The organism is Streptomyces sp. NPDC002795 (assembly GCF_042888725.1).
Taxonomy (GTDB): domain Bacteria; phylum Actinomycetota; class Actinomycetes; order Streptomycetales; family Streptomycetaceae; genus Streptomyces.
Genome location: NZ_JBIAQB010000015.1, coordinates 69,114 through 93,384 on the forward strand (window position 1 = coordinate 69,114; position 24,271 = coordinate 93,384).

Sequence of the window (24,271 nt, forward strand, 5' to 3'; positions counted from 1 at the left end):
TACCTTTGACGGCTGCCCAGCACGTCAGAAGGGGGCCCGGTGGCCGCTCAGGCTCCGCACGATTCAGCGGTGAAATCGGATACGAATCCAGGTGGGGACGAGGCCGCGGACACGGTCCGCGACCGCGAGCTCGGCGTCGAACAGAACCATCTCGACGCCGTCTACCGACGCCTTGAGGAGAAGATCCACGAGGCCGAGTTCCTGATGGAGGACGCCACCAAACGAGGCCAGGTCGGCACGCCCGGCGCGCTCGCCGAGCGCGACGCGCAGGTCTTCCGCGCGGGCATCCACCTCAACCGCCTCAACAACGAGTTCGAGGACTTCCTCTTCGGCCGTATCGACCTGCTCCAGGGCAAGGACGGCAAGAAGGGCCCGGACGGCGCGTACACATCGGTCGAGCCGGCCGACGGCGCCGTCCGCGAGGACAACACGGCCGACATCGCCGAGACGCTGCACATCGGCCGCATCGGCGTGCTCGACGCGGACTACTCGCCGCTCGTCATCGACTGGCGCGCCCCGGCCGCCGCTCCCTTCTACCGCTCCACGCCGGTCGACCCCGGCCGCGTGGTGCGCCGCCGCGTCATCCGCTCCAAGGGCCGCAAGGTGCTCGGCGTGGAGGACGACCTAATGCGCCCGGAGCTGGCCGCGTACCTGGACGGCGAGCGGCTGCCCGCCATCGGCGACGGCGCGCTGATGGCCGCCCTCGGCCAGGCCCGCAGCCACTCGATGCGCGACATCGTCGCCTCCATCCAGGCCGAACAGGACCAGGTCATCCGGGCCCCCGCCGCATCCGTGACGTACGTCGAGGGCGGCCCTGGCACCGGCAAGACGGCGGTGGCGCTGCACCGCGCCGCGTACCTCCTGTACCAGGACAGGCGCCGCTACTCGGGCGGCATCCTGATCGTCTCCCCGACGCCACTCCTGGTCGCCTACACCGAGGGCGTGCTGCCCTCGCTCGGCGAGGAGGGCCAGGTCGCGATCCGCGCGGTCGGCTCGCTGGTCGACGGGGCGGAGGCCACGGTCTACGACTCCCCGGCGGTGGCCCGGATCAAGGGCTCCTCGCGGATGCAGAGCGTCCTGCGGAAGGCGGCGCGCGGCGCACTGGAGTCGGGGCGCCCTGGACGGCCCGCCGCCCAGGAGCAGCTCGCGTTCGGCGACGACGACGAACCCGAGGCCGGTCCCGCGGAGACCCCGACACGGCTGCGCGTCGTCGCCTTCGGCCGCCGCCTGGAACTGGACGCGGACCGGCTGAACCGGATCCGGCAGGCGGCCCTCGGCGGCACGGCCCCCGTCAACCACCTGCGCCCGCGCGCCCGCAAGCTCCTCCTCGACGCGCTGTGGGACCAGTCGGGCGCCGGGAGCCGGCACTCCGACCCGGAGCTCTCGGCCGAGCTGCGCTCCTCCTTCGACGAGGACGTCACGAGCGAGGACGAGTTCCTCCGCTTCCTCGACGCGTGGTGGCCCGAGCTGACGCCCCGTGCCGTCCTGTCCGCCATGTCCGACGAGCGGCGCCTCGGCCGCTGGGCCCGCCGCATCCTCAACCCCGGCGAGACCCGCAGGCTCGCCAGGTCGCTGCGCCGCGACGCCCTCTCGGTCCACGACGTCGCGCTGCTCGACGAGCTGACCGCCGTCCTCGGCGCCCCGGCCCGCCCGAAGAAGAAGCGCGCGTACGACCCGCTCGACCAGCTCACCGGCCTGGAAGAGCTGATGCCGCAGCGCGAGGAGTCCCAGCGCGAGCGCGCCGAGCGCCTCGCCCAGGAACGCACCGAGTACGCGCACGTCATCGTCGACGAGGCGCAGGACCTCACGCCGATGCAGTGGCGGATGGTCGGCCGCCGCGGCCGGCACGCGACGTGGACGATCGTCGGGGACCCCGCCCAGTCCTCCTGGTCCGACCCGGACGAGGCGGGCGCCGCCCGTGACGAGGCCCTCGGCTCCCGGCCCCGCCGCCGCTTCACGCTGACCGTGAACTATCGCAATCCGTCCGAGATCGCCGACCTGGCCGCGAAGGTCCTCGCGCTCGCGATGCCCGGCTCCGAGTCCCCTTCGGCGGTCCGCTCGACGGGTGTTCAGCCGCGTTTTGTGACAACGAACAAAGGACACGGCGAAGTCGTACGGGGCAAGGCCGCGGACATCGTCAGGGCCGAGGCCGCCCGGCTCCTGGAACAGGTCGACGGCACCGTCGGCGTCGTCGTGGCGATGAACCGCAGGGACGAGGCGGCCCGCTGGCTCTCCGGGCTCGGCGAGCGCGTCGTGGCGCTCGGCTCCCTGGAGGCCAAGGGCCTGGAGTACGACGCCACGATCGTGGTCTCCCCGGCCGAGATCGCCGACGAGTCCCCTGCGGGCCTGCGCGTCCTGTACGTCGCCCTGACCCGCGCCACGCAGCAGCTCACGGTGGTCTCCGGCGAACGCGACGAACCGGACGCGAACGGGGTGCCGGACCTGCTCCGTGACTGACCCTTGCCCCCGCAGTCTCCGGTGTTACCGTTGATGACGGCACCGGCTCGATCCAAGCCCCCGGGCCCAACCATCGTCCCTTAGAGGGACCACTTGCCGCGAGGCGAGCATGGCGGGTCGGTGTCATGAATGTGAGGCGAGGCCCACGTCACTTCCGTGACGTGGGCCTCGTTCTGTTCCCTCTTCCCGTTTCCCCCGACTTCTCGTATGGTGGAAACTACTTTCCAAAAGATGAATGAACGTTAGCTTCAAAACCCGATGCGACTACCACGTACTCACCGGTAGGTGGGACCATCGGACGGCAACAGCTACACGGTGAAAGCAGAGGAAGTCGGCCATGGCAACGGCGCCCAGCGTCTCCTACTCGATGACGGTCCGGTTGGAGGTCCCCGCGGGCGGTAACGCCGTCTCGCAGCTGACCACCGCCGTGGAGTCCTCCGGAGGCTCGGTGACCGGCCTCGACGTCACCGCTTCCGGTCACGAGAAGCTCCGGATCGACGTCACGATCGCGGCCACGTCGACGTCCCACGCGGACGAGATCGTCGAAGAGCTCCGCGGCATCGAGGGCGTCACGCTCGGGAAGGTCTCCGACCGTACGTTCCTGATGCACCTCGGCGGCAAGATCGAGATGCAGTCGAAGCACCCCATCCGCAACCGTGACGACCTGTCCATGGTCTACACGCCGGGCGTGGCCCGCGTGTGCATGGCGATCGCGGAGAACCCCGAGGACGCCCGGCGTCTGACCATCAAGCGCAACACCGTCGCGGTCGTCACCGACGGCTCCGCGGTGCTCGGCCTCGGCAACATCGGCCCGATGGCCGCCATGCCGGTCATGGAGGGCAAGGCGGCCCTCTTCAAGCGCTTCGCCGACATCGACGCCTGGCCGATCTGCCTGGACACCCAGGACACCGACGCCATCGTCGAGATCGTCAAGGCCATCGCCCCCGGCTTCGCGGGCATCAACCTCGAGGACATCTCGGCGCCCCGCTGCTTCGAGATCGAGGCCCGGCTGCGCGAGGCCCTGGACATCCCGGTCTTCCACGACGACCAGCACGGCACCGCGATCGTGGTGCTCGCCGCGCTGACCAACGCGCTGCGGGTGGCCGGCAAGGACATGGGCGACATCCGCGTCGTCATGTCGGGTGCGGGCGCCGCCGGTACGGCCATCCTGAAGCTGCTGCTCGCGGCGGGCGTCAAGAACGCCGTCGTGGCCGACATCCACGGTGTCGTGCACGCGGGCCGCGAGGACCTGAAGGACGCCGACAGCGACTCGCCGCTGCGCTGGATCGCCGACAACACCAACCCCGAGGGCCTGACCGGCACGCTGAAGGAGGCGGTCGCGGGCGCGGACGTGTTCATCGGCGTCTCGGCCCCGAACGTGCTGAACGGTGACGACGTGGCCGCGATGGCCGAAGGCGCCATCGTGTTCGCGCTCGCGAACCCGGACCCGGAGGTCGACCCGGCGATCGCCCGCCAGACGGCCGCCGTGGTGGCCACCGGCCGCTCCGACTTCCCGAACCAGATCAACAACGTGCTGGTCTTCCCCGGCGTCTTCCGCGGCCTGCTCGATGCCCAGTCGCGCACGGTCAACACGGAGATGATGCTGGCGGCCGCGAAGGCCCTGGCCGACGTGGTCACCGAGGACGAGCTCAACCCGAACTACATCATTCCGAGCGTCTTCAACGACAAGGTCGCGGGAGCGGTCGCCGGAGCGGTGCGCGACGCCGCGAAGGCGGCCGGAGTGGCTGTGACGGGGGCCACGACCGCCTGATTACCGGCGCGTCGCGGTTTACGGGGCCCGCGGGCCCCATAGGCTGGCCGGGAAACAGGCCCCCGGCCCGCCCCTGCAACCGGTGCGGTGGCTCTTTCCGTGTGACCCCAAGGGGTGCCGGATTGGCTTTACCGCCGTGGGTAGGGGCAGGATGCCTCTTCAGGCGCAAGGGTCTGGAAGACGGACCCGGGTCCTGGGCCTGACCGAGACCCTGGCAGCATCAACTTTGCTGTTGCCCAACACGCGGCCTGGCCGCGTGGCACGCCTCAACGGCAAGAAGAACACGGGAGTACAAACATGAACCGCAGTGAGCTGGTGGCCGCGCTGGCCGACCGCGCCGAGGTGACCCGCAAGGACGCCGACGCTGTGCTGGCCGCGTTCGCCGAGACCGTCGGCGAGATCGTTGCCAAGGGCGACGAGAAGGTCACCATCCCCGGCTTCCTGACCTTCGAGCGCACCCACCGTGCCGCTCGTACCGCCCGGAACCCGCAGACCGGCGAGCCGATCAACATCCCGGCCGGCTACAGCGTGAAGGTCTCCGCGGGCTCGAAGCTCAAGGAAGCCGCCAAGGGTAAGTAGTTCCTAGGCGCAAGGACGGCCCCCCGGATTCCTCCGGGGGGCCGCCTTTTTTAGGGGCGCGGGGAACTGCGCGCCCCTAAAAGCAAAAACCAGGGCCGCCCCCCGGTAGACCGGAGGGCGGCCCTGGTGGCTACGCGGAGCGAACCGCTAGCCGAGCGCCTTGCCGGGCAGCTCGACCTTCGCGCCGAGCTCGACGAGCTTCTCCATGAAGTTCTCGTAGCCGCGGTTGATCAGGTCGATCCCGTGGACACGGCTCGTGCCCTGGGCCGCCAGCGCCGCGATCAGGTACGAGAAGCCGCCGCGCAGGTCGGGGATGACCAGGTCGGCGCCCTCCAGCTTCGTCGGCCCGGAGACGACCGCCGAGTGCAGGAAGTTGCGCTGCCCGAAGCGGCAGCTGGAGCCGCCGAGGCACTCGCGGTAGAGCTGGATGTGCGCGCCCATCTGGTTCAGCGCGGACGTGAAGCCCAGGCGCGACTCGTAGACCGTCTCGTGGACGATCGAGAGGCCCGTGGCCTGCGTGAGCGCCACGACGAGCGGCTGCTGCCAGTCCGTCTGGAAGCCCGGGTGGACGTCCGTCTCCAGCGCGATCGACTTCAGCTGGCCGCCGGGGTGCCAGAAGCGGATGCCGTCGTCGTCGATCTCGAAGGCGCCGCCGACCTTCCGGTACGTGTTCAGGAACGTCATCATCGAACGCTGCTGCGCGCCGCGGACGTAGATGTCGCCGTGCGTGGCGAGCGCCGCCGACGCCCAGGAGGCCGCCTCCAGGCGGTCCGAGAGGGCGCGGTGCGTGTAGCCGCCGAGCTTGTCCACGCCGGTGACGCGGATCGTGCGGTCGGTGTCCATCGCGATGATCGCGCCCATTTTCTGCAGGACGCAGATCAGGTCCTCGATCTCCGGCTCCACGGCCGCGTTCGAGAGCTCCGTGACGCCCTCGGCGAGGACGGCCGTGAGCAGGACCTGCTCGGTGGCGCCCACGGAGGGGTAGGGGAGGCGGATCTTCGTGCCGCGCAGGCGCTGCGGGGCCTCCAGGTACTGGCCGTCCGCGCGCTTCTCGATCGTCGCGCCGAACTGGCGGAGCACCTCGAAGTGGAAGTCGACAGGACGGCCGCCGATGTCGCAGCCGCCGAGACCCGGGATGAAGGCGTGGCCGATGCGGTGCAGCAGCGGGCCGCACAGCAGGATCGGGATGCGGGAGGAGCCCGCGTGCGCGTCGATGTCGGCCACGTTCGCCGACTCCACGTGCGAGGGGTCCATCACCAGCTCGCCCGGTTCCTCACCGGGGCCGACCGTCACGCCGTGCAGCTGCAGCAGGCCGCGTACGACGCGCACGTCGCGGATGTCCGGGACATTGCGCAGCCGACTCGGCGCACTGCCGAGGATCGCGGCGACCATGGCCTTGGGCACGAGGTTCTTCGCGCCGCGGACACGGATCTCGCCCTCCAGCGGGGTTCCGCCGTGGACAAGGAGGACATCGTCGGTGACGGTCATGAATCTCGCGTTCCGAAGAGAAGGGCAGGGACCAGGCTCAAGGGTAAGGGCCGCACGCCCCTTATTCGTATGCCCGTGGGCCCCGGGGAGCGTCATGAGTTCGCTACAACACGAAGCGCGCCTGGCAGAGCACAAGGCGTGACGGTTTTGTGAAGTGTGCGTATTCCACTTCCCCGCGCGCTGAGCTGCGTTCACGCGGGTGTTGCGCTTGGCTCCCCCCGCGGCGCGCAGATGCGGGATCATGTCAGGCATGACCGAGGTGTCCTCGCTCACAGGGCGGCTGCTCGTGGCCACACCCGCCCTCGCGGACCCGAATTTCGACCGGGCGGTCGTGCTGCTCCTCGACCACGACGAGGAGGGCTCGCTCGGCGTGGTGCTGAACCGGCCGACACCGGTGGACGTCGGGGACATCCTGGAGGGCTGGGGCGATCTGGCCGGCGAGCCGGGGGTCGTGTTCCAGGGCGGCCCGGTCTCGCTCGACTCGGCGCTCGGCGTCGCGGTCATCCCGGGGGACGACGAGCGGGAGGCACCCCTGGGCTGGCGCCGGGTGCACGGCGCGATCGGCCTCGTCGACCTGGAGGCCCCGCCGGAGCTGCTCGCGGCGGCGCTCGGCTCCCTGCGGATCTTCGCCGGCTACTCGGGCTGGGGCCCGGGGCAGCTGGAGGACGAACTGACCGAGGGCGCCTGGTACGTCGTCGAGTCGGAGCCGGGCGACGTTTCGGCGACCCGCCCCGAGGGCCTGTGGCGCGCGGTCCTGCGGCGCCAGCGCGGCGAACTGGCGATGGTGGCCACATATCCGGACGATCCCTCGCTCAACTGACCTCGTTCCGGGACCGGGCGGGCTTAAGTACCCTTGGCGGTTATGAGCACTCTTGAGCCCGAGCGCGGGACAGGTACGGGGACCCTCGTAGAGCCGACGCCACAGACGTCGAGTGGCGACGGCGATCACGAGCGCTACGCCCACTATGTCCAGAAGGACAAGATCATGGCGAGCGCGCTGGACGGCACGCCCGTCGTCGCGCTCTGCGGCAAGGTGTGGGTGCCGGGCCGTGACCCGAAGAAGTACCCCGTGTGTCCCATGTGCAAGGAGATCTACGAGTCCATGGGCGCCGGCGGCGACAAGGACAAGGGCGGCAAGGACGGCAAGGGCGGCGGCGGCAAGGGCAAGTAGGCAGCCCTTCCTCTCCTCTTCTTTCCCGGTGGACCCCGGTCGTGCGGTGACGCATGCCCGGGGTTTCGCGCGTCCGCCCCACCATTGCGCGAATTGGTCCAGTCCTCTTAGCCTCCCGTCATGGATCTCATCCCCGCACCCGGCCGGCTGACGCGCTCGGGGGACGGACGCCGCGCGCTCGGCGACCGCACCGGCATCGCCGCGGGGGAGGGGACCCAGGGCGCCGCGCGCTGGCTGCGCGCGACACTCGGCGCGGCGACCGGTCTCGCCCTGCCGCCCAAGGACGCGGACGATGGTGACGTCGTCGCCCTGCGCGTCGACCTCTCCCTCGAACCGGAGGGCTACCGGCTGCGCGTGACGGACGCGGGCATCACGATCGAGGGCGGATCCGCGGCAGGCGTCTTCTGGGGCGCCCAGACGCTGCGTCAACTCCTCGGCCCCGACGCGTATCGCCGGGCCCCGCTCCCCGGGCGCACCTGGACCGTCCCGTACGTCACCGTCGACGACGCTCCCCGCTTCCGCTGGCGCGGCATGATGCTCGACGTCGCCCGCCACTTCACTCCGAAGGCCGGGGTGCTGCGCCAACTCGACCTGATGGCCGCCCACAAGCTCAACGTCCTGCACTTCCACCTCACCGACGACCAGGGCTGGCGCGTCGAGATCAAGCGCCATCCGAAGCTGACGGAGTCCGGCTCCTGGCGGTCACGGACGAAATTCGGCCACCGCGCCTCGGAGTTGTGGGAGGACAAGCCGCACGGCGGCTTCTACACCCAGGACGACATCCGCGAGATCGTCGCCTACGCCGACGCGCTGCATATCGCGGTCGTCCCCGAGATCGACCTGCCGGGCCACTCGCAGGCCGCCATCCACGCGTATCCGGAACTCGGCAACAGTGATGTCGTCGACACGTCTTCCCTCCCCGTCTGGGACACCTGGGGCGTCAATCCGAACGTACTCGCCCCCACTGACAACACCCTCCGCTTCTACGAGGGCGTCTTCGAGGAGCTGCTTGAGCTGTTCCCGTCGACTTTCGTCCACGTAGGCGGCGACGAGTGCCCCAAGGACCAGTGGAAGCAGTCGCCCACCGCCCAGGCCCGCATCAAGGAACTGGGGTTGGCCGACGAGGACGAGCTCCAGTCCTGGTTCATCCGGCACTTCGACACTTGGCTCGGTGCGCGCGGCCGGCGCCTCATCGGCTGGGACGAGATCCTCGAAGGCGGCCTCGCGCCCGGCGCCACGGTCTCCTCCTGGCGCGGCTACGAGGGCGGCATCACCGCGGCGAGGGCGGGCCACGACGTCGTCATGTGCCCCGAGCAGCAGGTCTACTTGAACTACCGCCAGGCCCCGGGCGACGAGGAACCGGTCCCCATCGGCTACGTGCGCACCCTGGAGGACGTCTACCGCTTCGAACCGGTGCCCCCGCAGCTGAGCGAGCGGGAGGCGCGGCACGTCATCGGCACGCAGGCCAACGTGTGGACCGAGGTGACGGAGAACGAGCAGCGCCTCGACTACCAGGTGTATCCGCGGCTTTCCGCCTTCAGTGAGGTCGCGTGGAGCGAACTGCCCGCACCCGGTGCGCGTGACTTCGCGGACTTCGAGCGCCGAATGACCGCGCACTACCGGCGACTTGACGCGCTGGGCGTCGACTACCGGCCGCCGGGCGGCCCGTTGCCCTGGCAGCGGCGACCGGGTGTGCTCGGACGTCCCTTCGAAGGGGCACCCCCGAACGTGTGAGCTTCTGCGGCGGCGAGAACCACACGTCACCGCGCACCTCACCTCATACGTAGGCGCAGAGTGCCAATTCGCTCCCACAGGTGATCTGGTGCGATATCGGTCATCTGTGAGGTGGAAGGGGCGAATGCCTCCTACCGGACCCCCTCTCCGGGCCGGGAGGAAGATGTGCCAGAGTTGCCACGTCCGGCCTGTCAGCACGTACCGTACGGCGGAACAGGCGTAACGGCGGGAACGGCGGTCACGCGCGGACCATGCGGGGACCGGCGCCGTTGCCAGGCACGCGGCCGGACATCGGGAAGGGGCAGCCGGTTTGACCACGCACGCACCGCAGGCGACGACACAGGCCGCGGTACTTCCGGGTTCGCTGGACGAGGCAGTCGCGGCGCTCGCCGCCATGCCCGCCGCCGTACCGGTGGCCGGAGGCACTGACCTCATGGCCCAGGTCAACGCGGGCGGGCTCCGCCCCGCCGCCCTCGTCGGACTCGGCCGGATCAGCGAGATCCGCGGCTGGCAGTACCAGGACGGGAACGCGCTGCTCGGCGCGGGCCTCACCCACGCGCGCATCGGCCGCCCCGACTTCGCCGCGCTGATCCCCGGCCTCGCCGCCGCCGCGCGGGTCGCGGGCCCGCCCCAGATCCGCAACGCGGGCACCCTCGGCGGCAACATCGCCTCGGCCGCCCCCACCAACGACACCTTGCCCGTACTGGCCGCGCTGGAAGCCACGTTGGTCATCGCGGGGCCGGGCGGCGCGAGACGCGAAGTGCCGGTCTCGCACCTGCTGGCCGGCATGGAGATGCTCGCCCCCGGTGAGCTGATCGGCTACGTGCGCGTGCCGCTGCTGCACGCGCCGCAGGTCTTCCTGAAGGCGACCGGGCGCACCGGCCCCGGCCGCGCCATGGCCTCCGTCGCGCTCGTCCTCGACCCGGCGCGGCGCGGGGTGCGCTGCGCCGTCGGGGCCATCGCGCCGATGCCGCTGCGGCCCCTGGAGGCCGAGCAGTGGGTGGCCTCGCTCATCGACTGGGACGGCGAACGCGGCGCCCTCGTACCGGAGGCCGTGCACGCCTTCGGCGAATACGTCGCCGCGGCCTGCGTCCCCGACCCGGCCCCCGCTCCGGACGGCACGCAGGAGCAGCTGCCGCCCGCCGTACTGCATCTGCGGCGCACCGTCGCCGTGCTGGCCCGACGTGCACTTGGGAGGGCGCTGTCGTGACGAACGAGTACCCCGGTCCCGACGGCTGGGAGCCGCTGCCCCAGGGCGAGTACGACTCCGACGCCACGGCCTTCGTGCAGCTGCCCCCCGAGGGCTTCCCGGACGCGGCGCCGCTCGAGGCGCCGGGCCACGGCTACGTGCCGCCGCCGATAACGGTGGGCCCGGCCACGGGCGCCGCGGCGACCGACCCCGCGGCGACCGGTGTGTGGGTGCTGCCTGTTGCCTCCGGCGGTGCGGTGGAGTCCGTGGCGGCCGAACCTGTGGAGCAGGCGCCTCACCAGGGGCAGACCGGGCAGTGGTCCGTGCCGTTGGCCGAAGGGGAACTTCCGGACGAATCGGGTGAGTTCACGGCCTCCGTGGTGGCGGGGCAGCAGTGGGGTGGCCACGCGCCGCCTGCGACGTTGCCGGGCGGTGCGGTTGCGCCGTGGGCGAGGCCGGAGGTCCCGGAGCGTTCGGTCGGCCGCCCGGAGCAGCCGACCGAGCCTACGCCGCGGGGCTCCGCCCCGGACCCCGCGCCTCAATCGTCGGCGGGGCTTGATGTGGACCCCGCGTCTCAATCGTCGGCGGGGCTTGATGTGGGCCCTGCGTCTCAATCGTCGGCGGGGCTTGGTGTGGGCCCTGCGTCTCAATCGTCGGCGGGGCTTGGTGTGGGCCCTGCGTCTCAATCGTCGGCGGGGCTTGGTGTGGGCCCCGCGTCTCAATCGTCGGCGGGGCTTGGTGTGGGCCCTGCGCTTCAATCGTCGGCGGGGCTTGGTGTGGGCCCCGCGTCTCAATCGTCGGCCGGGTTTGATGTGGACCCCGCGTCTCAATCGTCGGCGGGGCTTGATGTGGGCCCTGCGCTTCAATCGTCGGCGGGGCTTGATGTGCACCCTGCGCCTCAATCGTCGGCGGGGCTTGATGTGGACCCCGCGTCTCAATCGTCGGCCGGGCTTGAAATGCCGGAACCTGCGCACGAGTCGCCCGTGGAGCCTGATGAGGCCGCGGAGGCTCCCGAGGTCGAGGCCTCGGCGGACGGGCCGGCCGCTGCTCTCCCGCTTCACGACGACCACCCCCTGGCCAGTTACGTCCTGCGGGTCAACGGTGTGGACCGGCCCGTCACGGACGCCTGGATCGGGGAGTCGCTGCTGTACGTGCTGCGGGAGCGTCTTGGGCTCGCGGGTGCCAAGGACGGCTGCTCGCAGGGCGAGTGCGGCGCGTGCAACGTGCAGGTGGACGGCCGCCTCGTGGCCTCCTGCCTGGTGCCGGCGGCGACCACCGCGGGCAGCGAGGTCCGTACGGTCGAGGGCCTCGCCGCCGACGGCCGCCCCTCGGACGTGCAGCGGGCGCTGGCCGCGTGCGGCTCGGTGCAGTGCGGCTTCTGCGTACCCGGTATGGCGATGACGGCGCACGACCTCCTGGAGGGCAACCCGAACCCGACCGCCCTGGAGACCCGCCAGGCGCTGTGCGGCAACCTGTGCCGCTGCTCCGGATACCGGGGCGTCGTGGACGCGGTGCGCCAGGTGGCCGACGAGCGGCGGGCGGCGGCGGATGCCCCGGCAGAGGCATCGTCGGCCGAGGGCAGCGCGGAAGAGCCGCACATCCCGCGCCAGGCGGGCCCGTTGTCGACCGAGGACATCCAGAACCCGCAGGACTTCCAGGACGGAGGCCAGGCATGACGAACGATACGGCCACGCCGTCCGTGGCCCCAGCTGCTCCGGAAGCGGAGAGCTTCCCGCACGGCCTCGGCATGTCGCTCCCCTCGGAGGAGGCGCACGCCAAGGCGGAGGGCACGTTCCCGTACGCCGCCGACCTGTGGGCCGAAGGACTGCTCTGGGCGTCGATCCTGCGCTCCCCGCACGCGCACGCGCGCGTAGTGAGCATCGACACCAGCCACGCGCGCGAGATGCCCGGCGTCCTCGCGGTCGTCACGCACGAGGACGTCCCCGGCGGCCCGTTGTCGGGACACCGCGCGTCGGACCGCCCGATGTTCGCCTCCGAAGTGGTGCGTCACCACGGAGAGGCGCTCGCCGCCGTGGCGGCCGACCACCCGGACACGGCGCGCATGGCCGCGGCCGCGATCACCGTCGAGTACGAGGTCCTGGACCCGGTCACGGACCCCGAGCAGTCCTTCGGGGCGGAGCCAGTGCACCCCGACGGCAACCTGATCCGCCACATCCCGCTCCAGCACGGCGACGCCGAGGCGACGGGCGAGGTCATCGTCGAGGGCCTCTACCGCATCGGCCGCCAGGACCCGGCGCCGATCGGCGCGGAGGCCGGACTCGCGGTGCCCCGCCCCGACGGCGGCGTCGAGCTGTACATCGCGTCCACCGACCCGCACGGCGACCGCGACCTCGCGGCGGCCCGCTACGGCCTGGAGCGCGAGCGCGTGAAGGTCGTCGTCACCGGCGTGCCCGGCGCGACGGCCGACCGGGAGGACCCCAGCTTCCACCTCCCGCTGGGCCTGCTCGCCCTGCACACCGGCTGCCCGGTCAAGCTGGCGGCGTCCCGCGAGGAGTCCTTCCTCGGCCACCCGCACCGCCACCCCACCCTCCTGCGCTACCGCCACCACGCGGACGCCGACGGCCGGTTGGTCAAGGTGGAGGCCCAGATCCTGCTGGACGCGGGCGCGTACGCGGACACGTCGTCCGACGCGCTCGCGGCGGCGGTGTCCTTCGCCTGCGGCCCCTACGTAGTGCCGCACGCCTCCATCGAGGGCTGGGCGGTACGGACGAACAACCCGCCCTCGGGACACGTACGCGGAGAGGGCGCGCTGCAGGTCTGCGCCGCGTACGAGGCGCAGATGGACAAGCTCGCGAAGAAGCTGGGCGTCGACCCGGCCGAACTGCGCCTGCGCAACGTCCTGGCGACCGGCGACATCCTCCCGACGGGGCAGACGGTGACGTGCCCGGCGCCCGTGGCCGAACTGCTGTCCTCCGTAAGGGACTTCCCGCTGCCGCCGCTCCCCAAGGACACCCCGGAGGAGGACTGGCTGCTCCCCGGCGGGCCCGAGGGCGTCGGTGAGCCGGGCGCGATCCGCCGCGGCGTCGGCTACGGCATCGGCATGGTGCACATGCTCGGCGCCGAGGGCACGGACGAGGTCTCGACGGCCACGGTGAAGGTCCAGGGCGGCGTCGCGACGGTCATCTGCGCCGCCGTGGAGACGGGCCAGGGCTTCGCCACGCTCGCCCGCCAGATCGTCCAGGAGACGCTCGGCGTCGAGGAAGTCCACGTGGCGCCGGTCGACACGGACCAGCCGCCGGCCGGTCCCGGCTGCCGGGGCCGCCACACATGGGTGTCGGGCGGAGCGGTCGAGCGGGCGGCCAAGATGGTCCGCACCCAGCTCCTCCAGCCCCTGGCGCACAAGTTCGGCATGTCCACGGAGCTGCTCCAGATCGCGGACGGCAAGATCACGTCGTACGACGGCGTGCTCTCGACGACCGTCGAAGAGGCCATGGAGGGCAAGGAGTTGTGGGCCACGGCGCAGTGCCGCCCGCACCCCACGGAGCCGCTCGACGCCTCGGGTCAGGGCGACGCCTTCGTCGGCATGGCCTTCTGCGCGATCCGCGCGGTGGTGGACGTGGACGTGGAGCTCGGCTCGGTGCGCGTGGTCGAACTCGCGGTCGCCCAGGACGTCGGCCGCATCCTCAACCCCGCCCAGCTCGCGGCCCGCATCGAAGCGGGCGTCACCCAGGGCGTGGGCGCGGCCCTCACGGAGAACCTCCGTACCCCGAAGGGCATCGTCCGCCGCCCCGACCTGACCGGCTACGCCCTGCCCACCTCGCTCGACGCCCCCGAGATCCACATCGTCAACCTGGTCGAGGAGCACGACGTGATCGCCCCCTTCGGCGCGAAGTCCGCGAGCGCGGCACCGGTGGTCGCGTCCCCGGCGGCGGTCGCCTCCGCGGTCCGCGCGGCGACGGGCCGCCCGGTCAACCGGCTGCCGATCAGGCCGCAGGCGGCGGTGGCGGAGCCGACCGGCTGAGCGACACCCCACGCACGACGAAGGGGCGCCCCGCGGAAAGCGGGGCGCCCCTTCGTCGTGCGTGGAGGCCGTGACCGGAATCGAACCGGCGTGCTTCCCGCGGGCGGAGCCCGCTGATGGATGCAGCGCAGGCGAATCCCTCAGCCACTCGGGCACACGGCCGAGCAGCCCCGGACCTACGACCAACGGACCACCCACGGACCGTCCTCCGGACAGGCGTCAAGGTCCAGCAAGCCCCTTACTCTGAACCGCATGTCCGCCCTCGAAGACGTCACCGACGACGCCCCCGTCCGCCCCGTCCTCTCCGAGACCGAAGGCGTCCTCGGCCGCACCTATCGCGCGCTCAGCATCGGCATCGTCACCGTCGTGCTGCTCATCGCCTTCGAGGCCACCGCGGTCGGGACCGCGATGCCGGTAGCGGCACGGGAGTTGGACGGGGTGTCGCTGTACGCCTTCGCGTTCTCCGGCTTCTTCACGACCAGCTTGTTCGGAATGGTGCTCGCCGGACAGTGGGCCGACCGGAGCGGGCCGCTCGGGCCCGTCACCGCGGGGATCGGAACCTTCGCCGCGGGGCTGCTGCTCGCCGGGACCGCGGGCACCATGTGGATGTTCATCGCCGGACGGGCCGTGCAGGGGCTCGGCGGCGGCCTGGTGATCGTCGGGCTCTACGTAGTGGTCAGCCGGGCCTACCCGGAGCGGCTGCGGCCCGCGATCATGGCGGCGTTCGCGGCGAGCTGGGTCGTGCCGTCGATCGTCGGCCCGCTCGCGTCCGGGGCCGTGACCGAGCATCTCGGCTGGCGGTGGGTGTTCCTCGGGATCCCCGTGCTCGTCGTGCTGCCGCTCGCGCTCGCCCTTCCCGAGGTGCGACGCCGGGCCGGAGGGCCGCCCGGCGGCGCCGCGTCCGCCGCCTTCGACCGGCGCAGGATCCGGCTCGCCCTCGGCATCTCGCTCGGCGCGGGACTGCTCCAGTACGCCGCCCAGGACCTGCGGCCGCTGTCCCTGCTGCCCGCCGCCGTCGGCATCGCCCTCCTCGTGCCGTCCGTGCTCGGGCTGCTGCCCCGCGGCACGTACCGGGCCGCGCGCGGGCTGCCGTCCGTGGTGCTGCTGCGCGGGATCTCGGCGGGGTCGTTCATCGCGGCCGAGTCCTTCGTGCCGCTGATGCTGGTGACCCAGCGGGGCCTCAGCCCCACGCTCGCCGGGTTCTCGCTCGCCGCGGGCGGCGGGACCTGGGCGCTCGGCTCGTGGCTGCAGTCCCGGCCGCGGGTCGAGCCGTACCGGGAGCGGCTCGTCGCCGCGGGGATGGTGCTGGTCGCCGCGGCCGTCGCCGTCGCGCCGAGCGTGCTGATCCCGGCCGTGCCCGTATGGACCGTGGCCGTCGCCTGGGCCTTCGGCTGCCTGGGGATGGGGCTCGTGATCTCGTCCACGTCGGTGTTGCTGCTGCAACTGTCCGCGCCCGAGGAGGCCGGGACGAACTCCGCCGCGCTCCAGATCTCCGACGGGCTCTCCAACGCGCTGCTGCTCGCCGCGGGCGGCGCCGCCTTCGCGGCGCTCGGCGGGGGAGCGGTGGGGCACGGTGTCGCGCAGGGGGCCGGGGGCTCTCACCCCGCCGCGTTCGTCGCCGTGTTCCTGCCGATGGCGGCCGTCGCGCTGGTGGGCGTGTGGGTGGCATCGCGGCTGCGTGTGCACCGGTGACGTACCCCTGACTCCCCGTAGAGATCCACCAGTTGATCTGTGACGCGCGTCCCAACCGGAGCGCTCGCGGCCTCGCCGGGCGCGCCCGTCAACCGTGTCACCGGTAGGGTGGCCCGGTTGTCATACGTAGCCGTGCCGTCCAGCTTTGAGTAACCGGAGACCGTGACTACTACATCCACCACTCCTTCAGCCTCGTCCGCCCACCTGTCACCCGCCTTCCCCGGCCGCGCCCCCTGGGGCACGGCCAACAAGCTGCGTGCCTGGCAGCAGGGTGCGATGGACAGGTACATCCAGGAGCAGCCCCGCGACTTCCTCGCGGTCGCCACCCCGGGCGCAGGTAAGACCACGTTCGCGCTCACCCTCGCGTCCTGGATGCTGCACCACCACGTCGTGCAGCAGGTGACCGTGGTCGCGCCGACCGAGCACCTGAAGAAGCAGTGGGCCGAGGCCGCCGCGCGGATAGGCATCAAGCTGGACCCGGAGTACAGCGCGGGCCCGCTCAGCAAGGAGTACCAGGGCGTCGCCGTCACGTACGCGGGTGTGGGCGTGCGGCCGATGCTGCACCGCAACCGCAGCGAGCAGCGCAAGACGCTCGTCATCCTCGACGAGATCCACCACGCCGGTGACTCGAAGTCGTGGGGCGAGGCCTGCCTGGAGGCCTTCGAGCCGGCCACCCGCCGCCTCGCGCTCACCGGTACGCCGTTCCGCTCCGACACCAACCCGATCCCCTTCGTCGCGTACGAGGAGGGCAGGGACGGCATCCGGCGCTCGGCCGCCGACTACACGTACGGCTACGGCCAGGCGCTCGCCGACAACGTCGTGCGGCCGGTCATCTTCCTCTCGTACAGCGGCAACATGCGCTGGCGCACGAAGGCCGGTGACGAGATCGCGGCCCGGCTCGGCGAGCCGATGACCAAGGACGCCGTCAGCCAGGCCTGGCGCACCGCCCTCGACCCGCGCGGCGAGTGGATGCCGAGCGTGCTGCGCGCCGCCGACGCCCGCCTCACCGAGGTCAGGAAGGGCATCCCGGACGCGGGCGGCCTCGTCATCGCCGCCGACCAGGACTCGGCCCGCGCGTACGCGAAGCTGATCCGGGAGATCACGGGCAGCAGGGCCACCGTCGTGCTCTCGGACGACACCGGTTCCTCGAAGCGGATCGACGACTTCGCGGCGAGCGACGACCGGTGGATGGTCGCCGTCCGCATGGTGTCCGAAGGCGTCGACGTCCCGCGCCTGGCGGTCGGTGTGTACGCCACCACGATCTCCACCCCGCTCTTCTTCGCGCAGGCCGTCGGCCGCTTCGTACGGTCCCGCAGGCGCGGCGAGACGGCCTCCGTCTTCCTGCCCACCATCCCTGACCTGCTCGGCTTCGCCAACGAGTTGGAGGTCGAGCGCGACCACGTCCTCGACAAGCCGAAGAAGGACGAGGAGGAGGACCCCTACGCCGAGTCCGAGAAGGAGATGGACGAGGCGAACAAGGAGGAGGACGAGGACACCGGAGAGCAGGAGCAGTTCTCCTTCGAGGCTCTTGAGTCCGAGGCCACCTTCGACCGGGTCATGTACAACGGCGCCGAGTTCGGCATGCAGGCGCACCCGGGCAGCGAGGAGGAGCAGGACTACCTAGGCATCCCCGGCCTCCTCGAACCCGACCAGGTGCAGATGCTGCTCCAGAAGCGGCAGGCGCGGCAGATCTCGCACAGCAAGAAGAAGCCCGACAGCGAGGCCGACCTCCTCGAACTGCCCGCGGACCGCCGCCCCGTCGTCTCCCACAAGGAGATGATGGAGCTGCGCAAGAAGCTGAACACGATCGTCGGCGCGTACGTGCATCAGAGCGGGAAGCCGCACGGTGTCGTCCACACCGAGCTGCGCAGGGTCTGCGGCGGCCCGCCGAGCGCGGAGGCGACCGGCGGACAGCTGCGCCAGCGCATCGCCAAGGTGCAGGAATGGGCCACCCGCATGAAGTGACATGGGGATCAAGTGCGGGCAATCGCGCACATCTGGGGCCGTTGACTGACCGGATTCTGGACGGAGTCTTCCGCTCAGCGGGACGACCTCGCTACATTCCGGGCAACGCACACGCCCCGTGGCAGAGCCGCCGCGGAGCGCAGCCGGTGCGCCAAAAGACAGCCGTAAGCAGCCCAGCGCCTGATCACCGACCGGCGGCCACTGACGCGCGTCGCCCACGGGACAGGTGACGCGACCCCCGCGCAGCAGGCCACCGTCCCTCACCACTAAGGAGTGGGCGTCGTGACCGCGGAGACCTCCCAGACGCTCGACCGGGGACTGCGCGTCCTCAAACTGCTCGCCGACACCGACCACGGCCTGACCGTCACCGAGCTCTCCAACAAGCTCGGCGTCAACCGGACCGTCGTCTACCGCCTGCTCGCCACCCTCGAACAGCACGCCCTCGTCCGCCGCGACCTGGGCGGCCGCGCCCGCGTCGGCCTCGGCGTCCTGCGCCTCGGCCGCCAGGTCCACCCCCTGGTCCGCGAGGCCGCCCTTCCGGCCCTCCGCTCACTCGCCGAGGACATCGGGGCGACGGCGCACCTGACGCTGGTGGACGGTACGGAGGCCCTCGCCGTGGCCGTCGTCGAGCCGACCTGGACCGACTACCACGTGGCGTACCGCACGGGCTTCCGCCACCCGCTCGACCGGGGCGCCGCGGGCCGCGCCATCCTCGGCGCGAGGCAGGGCGTGCTCCCCGAGACCGGCTACACCCTCACGCACGGCGAACTGGAGGCCGGCGCGAGCGGGGCGGCCGCGCCGCTGCTGGGGGTGACCGGGCTTGAGGGCAGCGTGGGCGTCGTCATGCTCTCGGACTCCGTCCCGGAACGGGTCGGCCCGAGGGTGCTTGATGCGGCCCGCGAGGTGGCGGACGCGCTCAGGTAGTCATTTCCAGCCCCGCCGGCGTTTGAGGCGCGCATTTCAAGCCCCTGCGGCGATTGAGCAGCGGGGTCCGGGGCAGCGCCCCGCGACCGCAACACCGTCGCCGCTGAAACGACACGTCACGTTAGAGTCAACCCGTGCTCAATCGCCTCAGCCGCCCCACCGCCCTCGCCCTCTGCGCCGCCCCCGTCGTCGCCCTGCTCGCGGTCGCGGGTTTCGCTCCGCTGCCGTTCTCGGTCGCGCAGCCGGGGCCCACGACGAACGTCCTGGGGAAGTCGGACGGCGAACCCGTCATCGACATCAGCGGCGCGCCCACCCGCCCCACGGAGGGCAAGCTGCGCGCGGTGACCATCGTGGCGACCGGGCCCGACGCCTCCGTGCACCTCGGTGACGTGCTCGACGGCTGGTTCGCCGAGGACCGGGCGGTCATGCCGCGCGACGCGGTGTACCCCTCGGGCGACTCGACGAAGGAGGTCGAGCAGCACAACAAGCAGGAGATGAAGGGCTCGCAGGACGCCGCCACCGAGGCCGCCCTGTCCTATCTCGGCAAGCCCTCGAAGGACATCGAGGTCGACCTCCAGCTCGGCGACGTCGGCGGCCCGAGCGCGGGCCTGCTCTTCTCCCTCGGCATCATCGACATGCTGGACGGCGACGGCAGCGGCGGCGACCTCACCGGCGGGAAGTCCATCGCCGGCACCGGCACCATCGACGCCGAGGGCAAGGTCGGCCCGGTCGGCGGCGTATCGCTGAAGGTGCAGGCCGCCGACCGGGACGGCGCCACGGTCTTCCTCGTACCGAAGGCGGAGTGCTCGGACGCGAAGGCGTCCGCGCCGAAGTCGATGAAGCTGATCTCGGTGAGCACGCTCAAGGGCACGATGACCGCGCTGACGAACATGGAGAAGGGCTCGGGCGCGGTCCCCACCTGCTGAGCGGGCGGGCTCACTCCTTGACGAAGCCCTCCTTGACCAGCCAGTCCTTCGCCACGGCGTGCGGGTCCTCCCCGTCGACGTCCACCTTCGCGTTGAGGTCCCGGGCGACGGTGTTGTTGAGCTTCTTCGTGATCGGCTCCAGGATGTCCGCCATCTCCGGGTACTTCTTGAGCGCCTCGCTGTTGATCGAGGGCGCCGCGTTGTAGTTCGGGAAGAACTTCTTGTCGTCCTCCATGACGTTCAGCTTCATCGCCTTGATCCGGCCGTCGGTCGTGTAGACCTCGCCGTAGGTGCAACTGCCCTTGGACGCCTGGGTGTAGATGATGCCGCTGTCCATCTGCGTGATGTTGGCGGGCGGCAGCTTCATCCCGTACGCCTTCTGCATACCGGGAAGTCCGTCGGCCCGGTTGGCGAACTCGCTCTCCACGCAGAGCGTGACGGCCTTCTGGTTCTTCTTGGCGAGGGCGGCGACCTCGGAGAGCGTCGTGGTGCCGTACTTCTTGAAGTTGGCGTCGTTCATGGCGAGCGCGTAGGTGTTGTTGAGCTCGGCCTGTGGCAGCCAGGTGATGCCGTTCTTCTTGTCGGCCTTGGCCACGGCCTCGTACTGCTTCTGCGGATCGGTGATCGGGTCCGAGTTGCCGAGGTACGTGATCCAGGCCGTGCCCGTGTACTCGTACATGGCGTCGGCGTCACCGGACTTGATGGCCTCGCGGGCGCCGATGGAGCCCTGGATGCCGGTCCGGTCGAGGACGTCCGCGCCGGCCGCCTTGAACGCGATGCCCATGATCGCGCCGAGTACCAGCTGCTCGGTGAACTCCTTGGACGTGACGGTGAGGGACGCGCCCTCCAGCGGCTTGCCCTTGCCGACGGAGCCGGGCTGCACGTCGTCGACCAGCGGGCTGCCACTGGTCAGTCCGCAGCCGCTCGCGAGGAGCGCGATCCCGCAGCTCGCCGCGACGGCCACACGTACGCGGTACTTCGTGGGCTTCATGTGCGCACCTCCAACCCGCGCGGGCGCAGCATCAGTTCGGCCAGCGAGGCCAGCCAGTCGACGAGCAGGGCCAGTGCGATCGTCAGGATCGAGCCGAGCATCAGGACCGGCATGCGCTGGTTGGTGATTCCGGTGGTGATGAGGACGCCGAGGCCGCCGCCACCGCCGAAGGTGGCCAGCGTCGCCGTGCCGACGTTGAGGACGAGCGCCGTGCGCACGCCCGCGAGGATCAGCGGGACCGCGAGGGGGAGTTCGACCTTGCTCAGCACGCCCATCGGCGACATGCCGATGCCCTTCGCCGCTTCGAGGAGCGTCGGGTCGTTGGCCTTCAGGCCCGCGATGGTGTTGGAGAGCACCGGCAGGATCGCGTAGATGATGATGCCGATGAGGGCCGACTTCTCGCCGATGCCCAGCCAGATGACGAGCAGGGCGAGCAGGCCGATGGCCGGGGTCGCCTGGCCCATGTTGGCGATCGCCAGGGCGAACGGGGTCGCCTTGCGGAACATCTTGCGGGTCAGCACGATCCCCAGCGGGATCGCGATGATCAGCACGAAGAACGTCGAGATCACCGTCAGGCTGATGTGCTGACGCAGCGCCTTCCACACCTTGCCGTCCGAGATGGCGTTCTCGGAGATCGTGTCGAGGTCGGCGTTGCGGAACCAGAGCCAGGTGATCAGCAGGACGAGGATCAGGAACACCGGAAGGAACGTCAGCTTCTTCCAGGTGATGCGGGACGGCCGCTTCCGGGTGGGCGGGGAGGGCGGCGGTGCCTCCTGCTCGCCCTGGCCCTCGTCGCGGAACGCGAGGCCCTTGACCTCGTGCTCGCCCTCGGGGCGCGCGCCCTTCGGAGGCGATTTTCGGGACGGTGTGCTCACGCCTTCACACCCCCGCCGGCGCCCTGGGAGCCCTCCTGCTCGTGATGTGTCTGCTCGGCGCGCTTCTCCTCCAGCTCGTGCTGGTGCTCGACCGCTTCGAGACGGTCGGCCTCCAGGAGTTCCTGTACGGAGTTCATCAGCGTCTCCATGTCGACGACGCCCTCGTACTGGCCGCGCCGCCCGGTCACCGCGACGCGGCCCGCGTTGTCGGTGAGGACCGCTTCGAGGGCGTCGCGCAGGGTGGCGTCCCAGGTGACGGTGTCGTGCACGAGGGTGCCCGCGCGGGCGAGGGAGCCCTTGGCGCGCATCAGGTCGCCGCGGCGCAGCCACTTGTAGGGCCGGCCGCGCTTGTCGAGCAGCAGCAGCTCGTTCGTGCCGGCCGCCCGCAGCTTGTTGAAGATCTCCTGCAGCGGGTCGTCGACGCCCACCGTCGGGTAGTCGGTGACCTCCACGTCGCGTACGCGGGTCAGGTTGAGGCGCTTGAGTGCGGCGCCCGCGCCCACGAACCCGGAGACGAAGTCGTCCGCCGGGTTGGTGAGGATCGCCTCGGGGGTGTCGAACTGCGCGATGTGCGACTTCTCGCGGAGCACCGCGATCCGGTCGCCGAGCTTGATCGCCTCGTCGAAGTCGTGCGTGACGAAGACGATCGTCTTGTGCAGCTCGTGCTGGAGCCGGATCAGCTCGTCCTGGAGGTGGTCGCGGGTGATCGGGTCGACGGCGCCGAACGGCTCGTCCATCAGCAGGACGGGCGGGTCGGCCGCCAATGCCCTTGCCACTCCCACGCGTTGCTGCTGCCCGCCGGAGAGCTGGCGCGGGTAGCGGCCGTGGTACTCGGCGGCGTCGAGGCCGACCAGGTCGAGCATCTCCTCCACCCGCGCCTTGATCTTCGACTTGGACCAGCCGATCATCTTCGGCACGAGCGCGATGTTCTGGGCGACCGTCATGTGCGGGAAGAGCCCGGAGGACTGGATCGCGTAGCCGACCTTCCGGCGCAGCTTCACCGGGTCCATGTCGGTGACGTCCTCGCCGCCGATGCGGATGCGCCCGCCGGTCGGCTCGATCAGGCGGTTGATCATCTTCAGCGTCGTGGACTTTCCGCAGCCCGAAGGGCCGACGAAGATGATCAGCTCGCCCGCCTTGATCTCCATGTTGACGCTGTCCACGGCGGGGTCGCTGGAGCCCGGGTAGCGCTTGGTGAGGTTCTCCAGCTCGATGCTGGCCCCGGACGCCTCGGGGGCTTCGGTCGTGGTGGTGTCAGGCACGGATCCCCCTCGGGATGGTCAGCCGTCCGATGAGGACGTACGCGGCGTCGAAGAGCAGGGCGAGGATGATGATGCCGAGCGTTCCGGCGAGCACCTGGTTGAGCGCGTTGGCGCTGCCCAGGGAGGCGATGCCGCGGAAGATCTCGTTGCCGAGCCCGGGGCCCGAGGCGAACGCGGCGATGGCCGCGATGCCCATCAGCATCTGCGTGGAGACCCGGATCCCGGTGAGGATGGGCGGCCAGGCGAGCGGCAGTTCCACCTTGAACAGCCGGGCGGTCCGCGACATCCCGATGCCCTTCGCCGCGTCGATGAGGGCGGGGTCGACGCCGCGCAGGCCCACGATCGCGTTCCGCACGATCGGCAGCAGCCCGTACAGGGTGAGCGCGATGACGGTCGGCGCGACGCCGAGGCCCACGATCGGGATCAGCAGACCGATCATGGCGAGGGAGGGGATGGTCAGAATGGTCGAGGTGGCGGTCGTCGCCAGGTTCCCGGCCCATTCGCTGCGGTACGAGAAGATGCCGATGACGATGCCGATCAAGGTCGCGAGGACCATGCACTGGAAGACGGCGCTCGCGTGTTGATAGGCGTCGGCGAGCAGCTGCTGGTGCCGGGCGCCCAGGTAGTCCCAGAAGTTCATCGCACCTCACTCCCGGGCGGTGCTCGGATAGCCGTCAGGAATCTCCTGACGCCTGCTCCACGAGCGGGATGAACCGCAGCGGAACAGGATTTTCCATGACGATCGCCGTGGAAGCCCGGACGATGCCATCAAAACCGACAACCCGGTCGATCACACGTTGGAGATCCGCGTTCGAGCGGGCCACGAGCCGGCACAGCATGTCCCCGCTGCCGGTCGTCGTATGCAGCTCAAGAACCTCGGGGACGCCGCCCAAATGGGTCCTGACGTCGGCGCCTTGCCCCTGCCTGATCTGCAGCGTCGCGAACGCGGTGACCGGGTAGCCGAGCGCCGCCGGGTCCACCTGGGGGCCGAACCCGCGGATGACTCCGTTCGAGGTAAGCCGGTCGAGGCGGGCCTGCACGGTGCCGCGCGCGACGCCGAGCCGGCGGGACATCTCCAGGACCCCGATCCTCGGTTCGCGCGCGAGCAGCACGATGAGCCGCCCGTCCAGATCGTCGATCGCCATGTACGCCTCCGTGTCCGCCGCCCCGTCTCCGGGTGGTCACCCTGTACAAGAAGCCCGCAGAAACGGGCCCCGCACTGGTCACATTGCCCAGCGAAAACGCAAACTATTGCGCACCTTGCG

The 24,271-nt window shown here is 71.0% G+C and carries 19 protein-coding genes and 1 tRNA gene; 13 read left to right on the plus strand and 7 right to left on the minus strand.

All coding sequences use genetic code 11. The features are described from left to right. The first annotated feature begins 39 nt into the window (after nucleotides 1-39). The 3 genes from ACFYWS_RS35220 to ACFYWS_RS35230 all read left to right on the plus strand — a co-directional run bounded on the left by ACFYWS_RS35220 (nucleotide 40) and on the right by ACFYWS_RS35230 (nucleotide 4,807). Entirely contained in the window at nucleotides 40-2,457 is a 2,418-nt protein-coding gene (locus ACFYWS_RS35220) for a HelD family protein (RefSeq protein WP_389283248.1), read from the plus strand. Nucleotides 2,458-2,794: 337 nt separating this feature from the next. Then, nucleotides 2,795-4,228, plus strand: coding sequence for an NAD-dependent malic enzyme (locus tag ACFYWS_RS35225; protein WP_389283250.1), 1,434 nt, complete (start codon nucleotides 2,795-2,797; stop codon nucleotides 4,226-4,228). A gap of 297 nt (nucleotides 4,229-4,525) precedes the next feature. Continuing rightward, nucleotides 4,526-4,807, plus strand: coding sequence for an HU family DNA-binding protein (locus ACFYWS_RS35230; protein WP_016645140.1), 282 nt, complete (start codon nucleotides 4,526-4,528; stop codon nucleotides 4,805-4,807). Nucleotides 4,808-4,954: 147 nt separating this feature from the next. On the opposite strand, the gene murA is transcribed toward ACFYWS_RS35230, so the two are convergent. Then, nucleotides 4,955-6,295 carry a UDP-N-acetylglucosamine 1-carboxyvinyltransferase gene (murA, locus tag ACFYWS_RS35235; protein ID WP_389283252.1) on the minus strand — a complete coding sequence of 447 codons (1,341 nt, stop codon included), beginning with the start codon at nucleotides 6,293-6,295 and terminating at the stop codon, nucleotides 4,955-4,957. Between the two features lie 250 nt (nucleotides 6,296-6,545). Here murA and ACFYWS_RS35240 point away from each other — a divergent pair, with 250 nt between their 5' ends. The 6 genes from ACFYWS_RS35240 to ACFYWS_RS35265 all read left to right on the plus strand — a co-directional run bounded on the left by ACFYWS_RS35240 (nucleotide 6,546) and on the right by ACFYWS_RS35265 (nucleotide 14,371). Then, complete coding sequence (locus tag ACFYWS_RS35240) at nucleotides 6,546-7,115, plus strand: YqgE/AlgH family protein (RefSeq protein WP_389283253.1); 570 nt, start codon at nucleotides 6,546-6,548, stop codon at nucleotides 7,113-7,115. Between the two features lie 42 nt (nucleotides 7,116-7,157). After that, nucleotides 7,158-7,466, plus strand: a complete 309-nt coding sequence (locus tag ACFYWS_RS35245) for a DUF3039 domain-containing protein (RefSeq protein WP_389283254.1) — start codon at nucleotides 7,158-7,160, stop codon at nucleotides 7,464-7,466. Nucleotides 7,467-7,586: 120 nt separating this feature from the next. Continuing rightward, on the plus strand, nucleotides 7,587-9,200 hold the full coding sequence (locus tag ACFYWS_RS35250) for a beta-N-acetylhexosaminidase (RefSeq protein WP_389283256.1): 1,614 nt from the start codon (nucleotides 7,587-7,589) through the stop codon (nucleotides 9,198-9,200). Between the two features lie 310 nt (nucleotides 9,201-9,510). Then, entirely contained in the window at nucleotides 9,511-10,410 is a 900-nt protein-coding gene (locus ACFYWS_RS35255) for an FAD binding domain-containing protein (protein WP_389283257.1), read from the plus strand. A gap of 962 nt (nucleotides 10,411-11,372) precedes the next feature. Further along, nucleotides 11,373-12,065, plus strand: a complete 693-nt coding sequence (locus tag ACFYWS_RS35260) for a (2Fe-2S)-binding protein (RefSeq protein WP_389283259.1) — start codon at nucleotides 11,373-11,375, stop codon at nucleotides 12,063-12,065. Beyond that, nucleotides 12,062-14,371, plus strand: coding sequence for a xanthine dehydrogenase family protein molybdopterin-binding subunit (locus ACFYWS_RS35265; protein WP_389283261.1), 2,310 nt, complete (start codon nucleotides 12,062-12,064; stop codon nucleotides 14,369-14,371). Before ACFYWS_RS35260 ends, ACFYWS_RS35265 begins: the two co-directional genes overlap by 4 nt. 62 nt (nucleotides 14,372-14,433) lie before the next feature. Here the strand turns inward: ACFYWS_RS35265 and ACFYWS_RS35270 are convergent. Beyond that, nucleotides 14,434-14,533, minus strand: a tRNA-OTHER gene (locus tag ACFYWS_RS35270). Between the two features lie 90 nt (nucleotides 14,534-14,623). Between ACFYWS_RS35270 and ACFYWS_RS35275 the strand changes: the two genes are divergently transcribed. From ACFYWS_RS35275 to ACFYWS_RS35290, 4 genes are all read left to right on the plus strand, one after another. Continuing rightward, a complete protein-coding gene (locus ACFYWS_RS35275) occupies nucleotides 14,624-16,063 on the plus strand; it encodes an MFS transporter (protein WP_389283262.1) in 1,440 nt (479 codons plus the stop codon). 162 nt (nucleotides 16,064-16,225) lie between these two features. Then, nucleotides 16,226-18,028: a DEAD/DEAH box helicase gene (locus ACFYWS_RS35280; RefSeq protein WP_389283264.1), complete on the plus strand. Its 1,803-nt coding sequence runs from the start codon at nucleotides 16,226-16,228 to the stop codon at nucleotides 18,026-18,028. A 282-nt stretch (nucleotides 18,029-18,310) separates the two neighbouring features. Further along, a complete protein-coding gene (locus ACFYWS_RS35285) occupies nucleotides 18,311-18,952 on the plus strand; it encodes an IclR family transcriptional regulator (protein ID WP_389283265.1) in 642 nt (213 codons plus the stop codon). 134 nt (nucleotides 18,953-19,086) lie between these two features. Further along, nucleotides 19,087-19,878, plus strand: coding sequence for a PDZ domain-containing protein (locus ACFYWS_RS35290; protein WP_389283267.1), 792 nt, complete (start codon nucleotides 19,087-19,089; stop codon nucleotides 19,876-19,878). A gap of 10 nt (nucleotides 19,879-19,888) precedes the next feature. Here ACFYWS_RS35290 and ACFYWS_RS35295 read toward each other — a convergent pair whose 3' ends face one another. Genes ACFYWS_RS35295 through ACFYWS_RS35315 form a run of 5 tightly spaced genes read right to left on the minus strand, consistent with a single transcriptional unit; the run spans nucleotide 19,889 to nucleotide 24,151 of the window. Beyond that, a complete protein-coding gene (locus ACFYWS_RS35295; RefSeq protein WP_389283269.1) occupies nucleotides 19,889-20,869 on the minus strand; it encodes a glycine betaine ABC transporter substrate-binding protein in 981 nt (326 codons plus the stop codon). After that, the gene (locus ACFYWS_RS35300; RefSeq protein WP_389283271.1) at nucleotides 20,866-21,744 is read right to left on the minus strand and encodes an ABC transporter permease; all 879 of its coding nucleotides are present in this window, start codon (nucleotides 21,742-21,744) and stop codon (nucleotides 20,866-20,868) included. Before ACFYWS_RS35300 ends, ACFYWS_RS35295 begins: the two co-directional genes overlap by 4 nt. Next, complete coding sequence (locus ACFYWS_RS35305) at nucleotides 21,741-23,006, minus strand: betaine/proline/choline family ABC transporter ATP-binding protein (protein ID WP_389283272.1); 1,266 nt, start codon at nucleotides 23,004-23,006, stop codon at nucleotides 21,741-21,743. Before ACFYWS_RS35305 ends, ACFYWS_RS35300 begins: the two co-directional genes overlap by 4 nt. Beyond that, on the minus strand, nucleotides 22,999-23,646 hold the full coding sequence (locus tag ACFYWS_RS35310; RefSeq protein WP_389283274.1) for an ABC transporter permease: 648 nt from the start codon (nucleotides 23,644-23,646) through the stop codon (nucleotides 22,999-23,001). The genes ACFYWS_RS35305 and ACFYWS_RS35310 overlap by 8 nt, the downstream gene beginning before the upstream one ends. A 34-nt stretch (nucleotides 23,647-23,680) precedes the next feature. Next, on the minus strand, nucleotides 23,681-24,151 hold the full coding sequence (locus ACFYWS_RS35315; protein WP_389283276.1) for an Lrp/AsnC family transcriptional regulator: 471 nt from the start codon (nucleotides 24,149-24,151) through the stop codon (nucleotides 23,681-23,683). Nucleotides 24,152-24,271 lie beyond the last annotated feature (120 nt).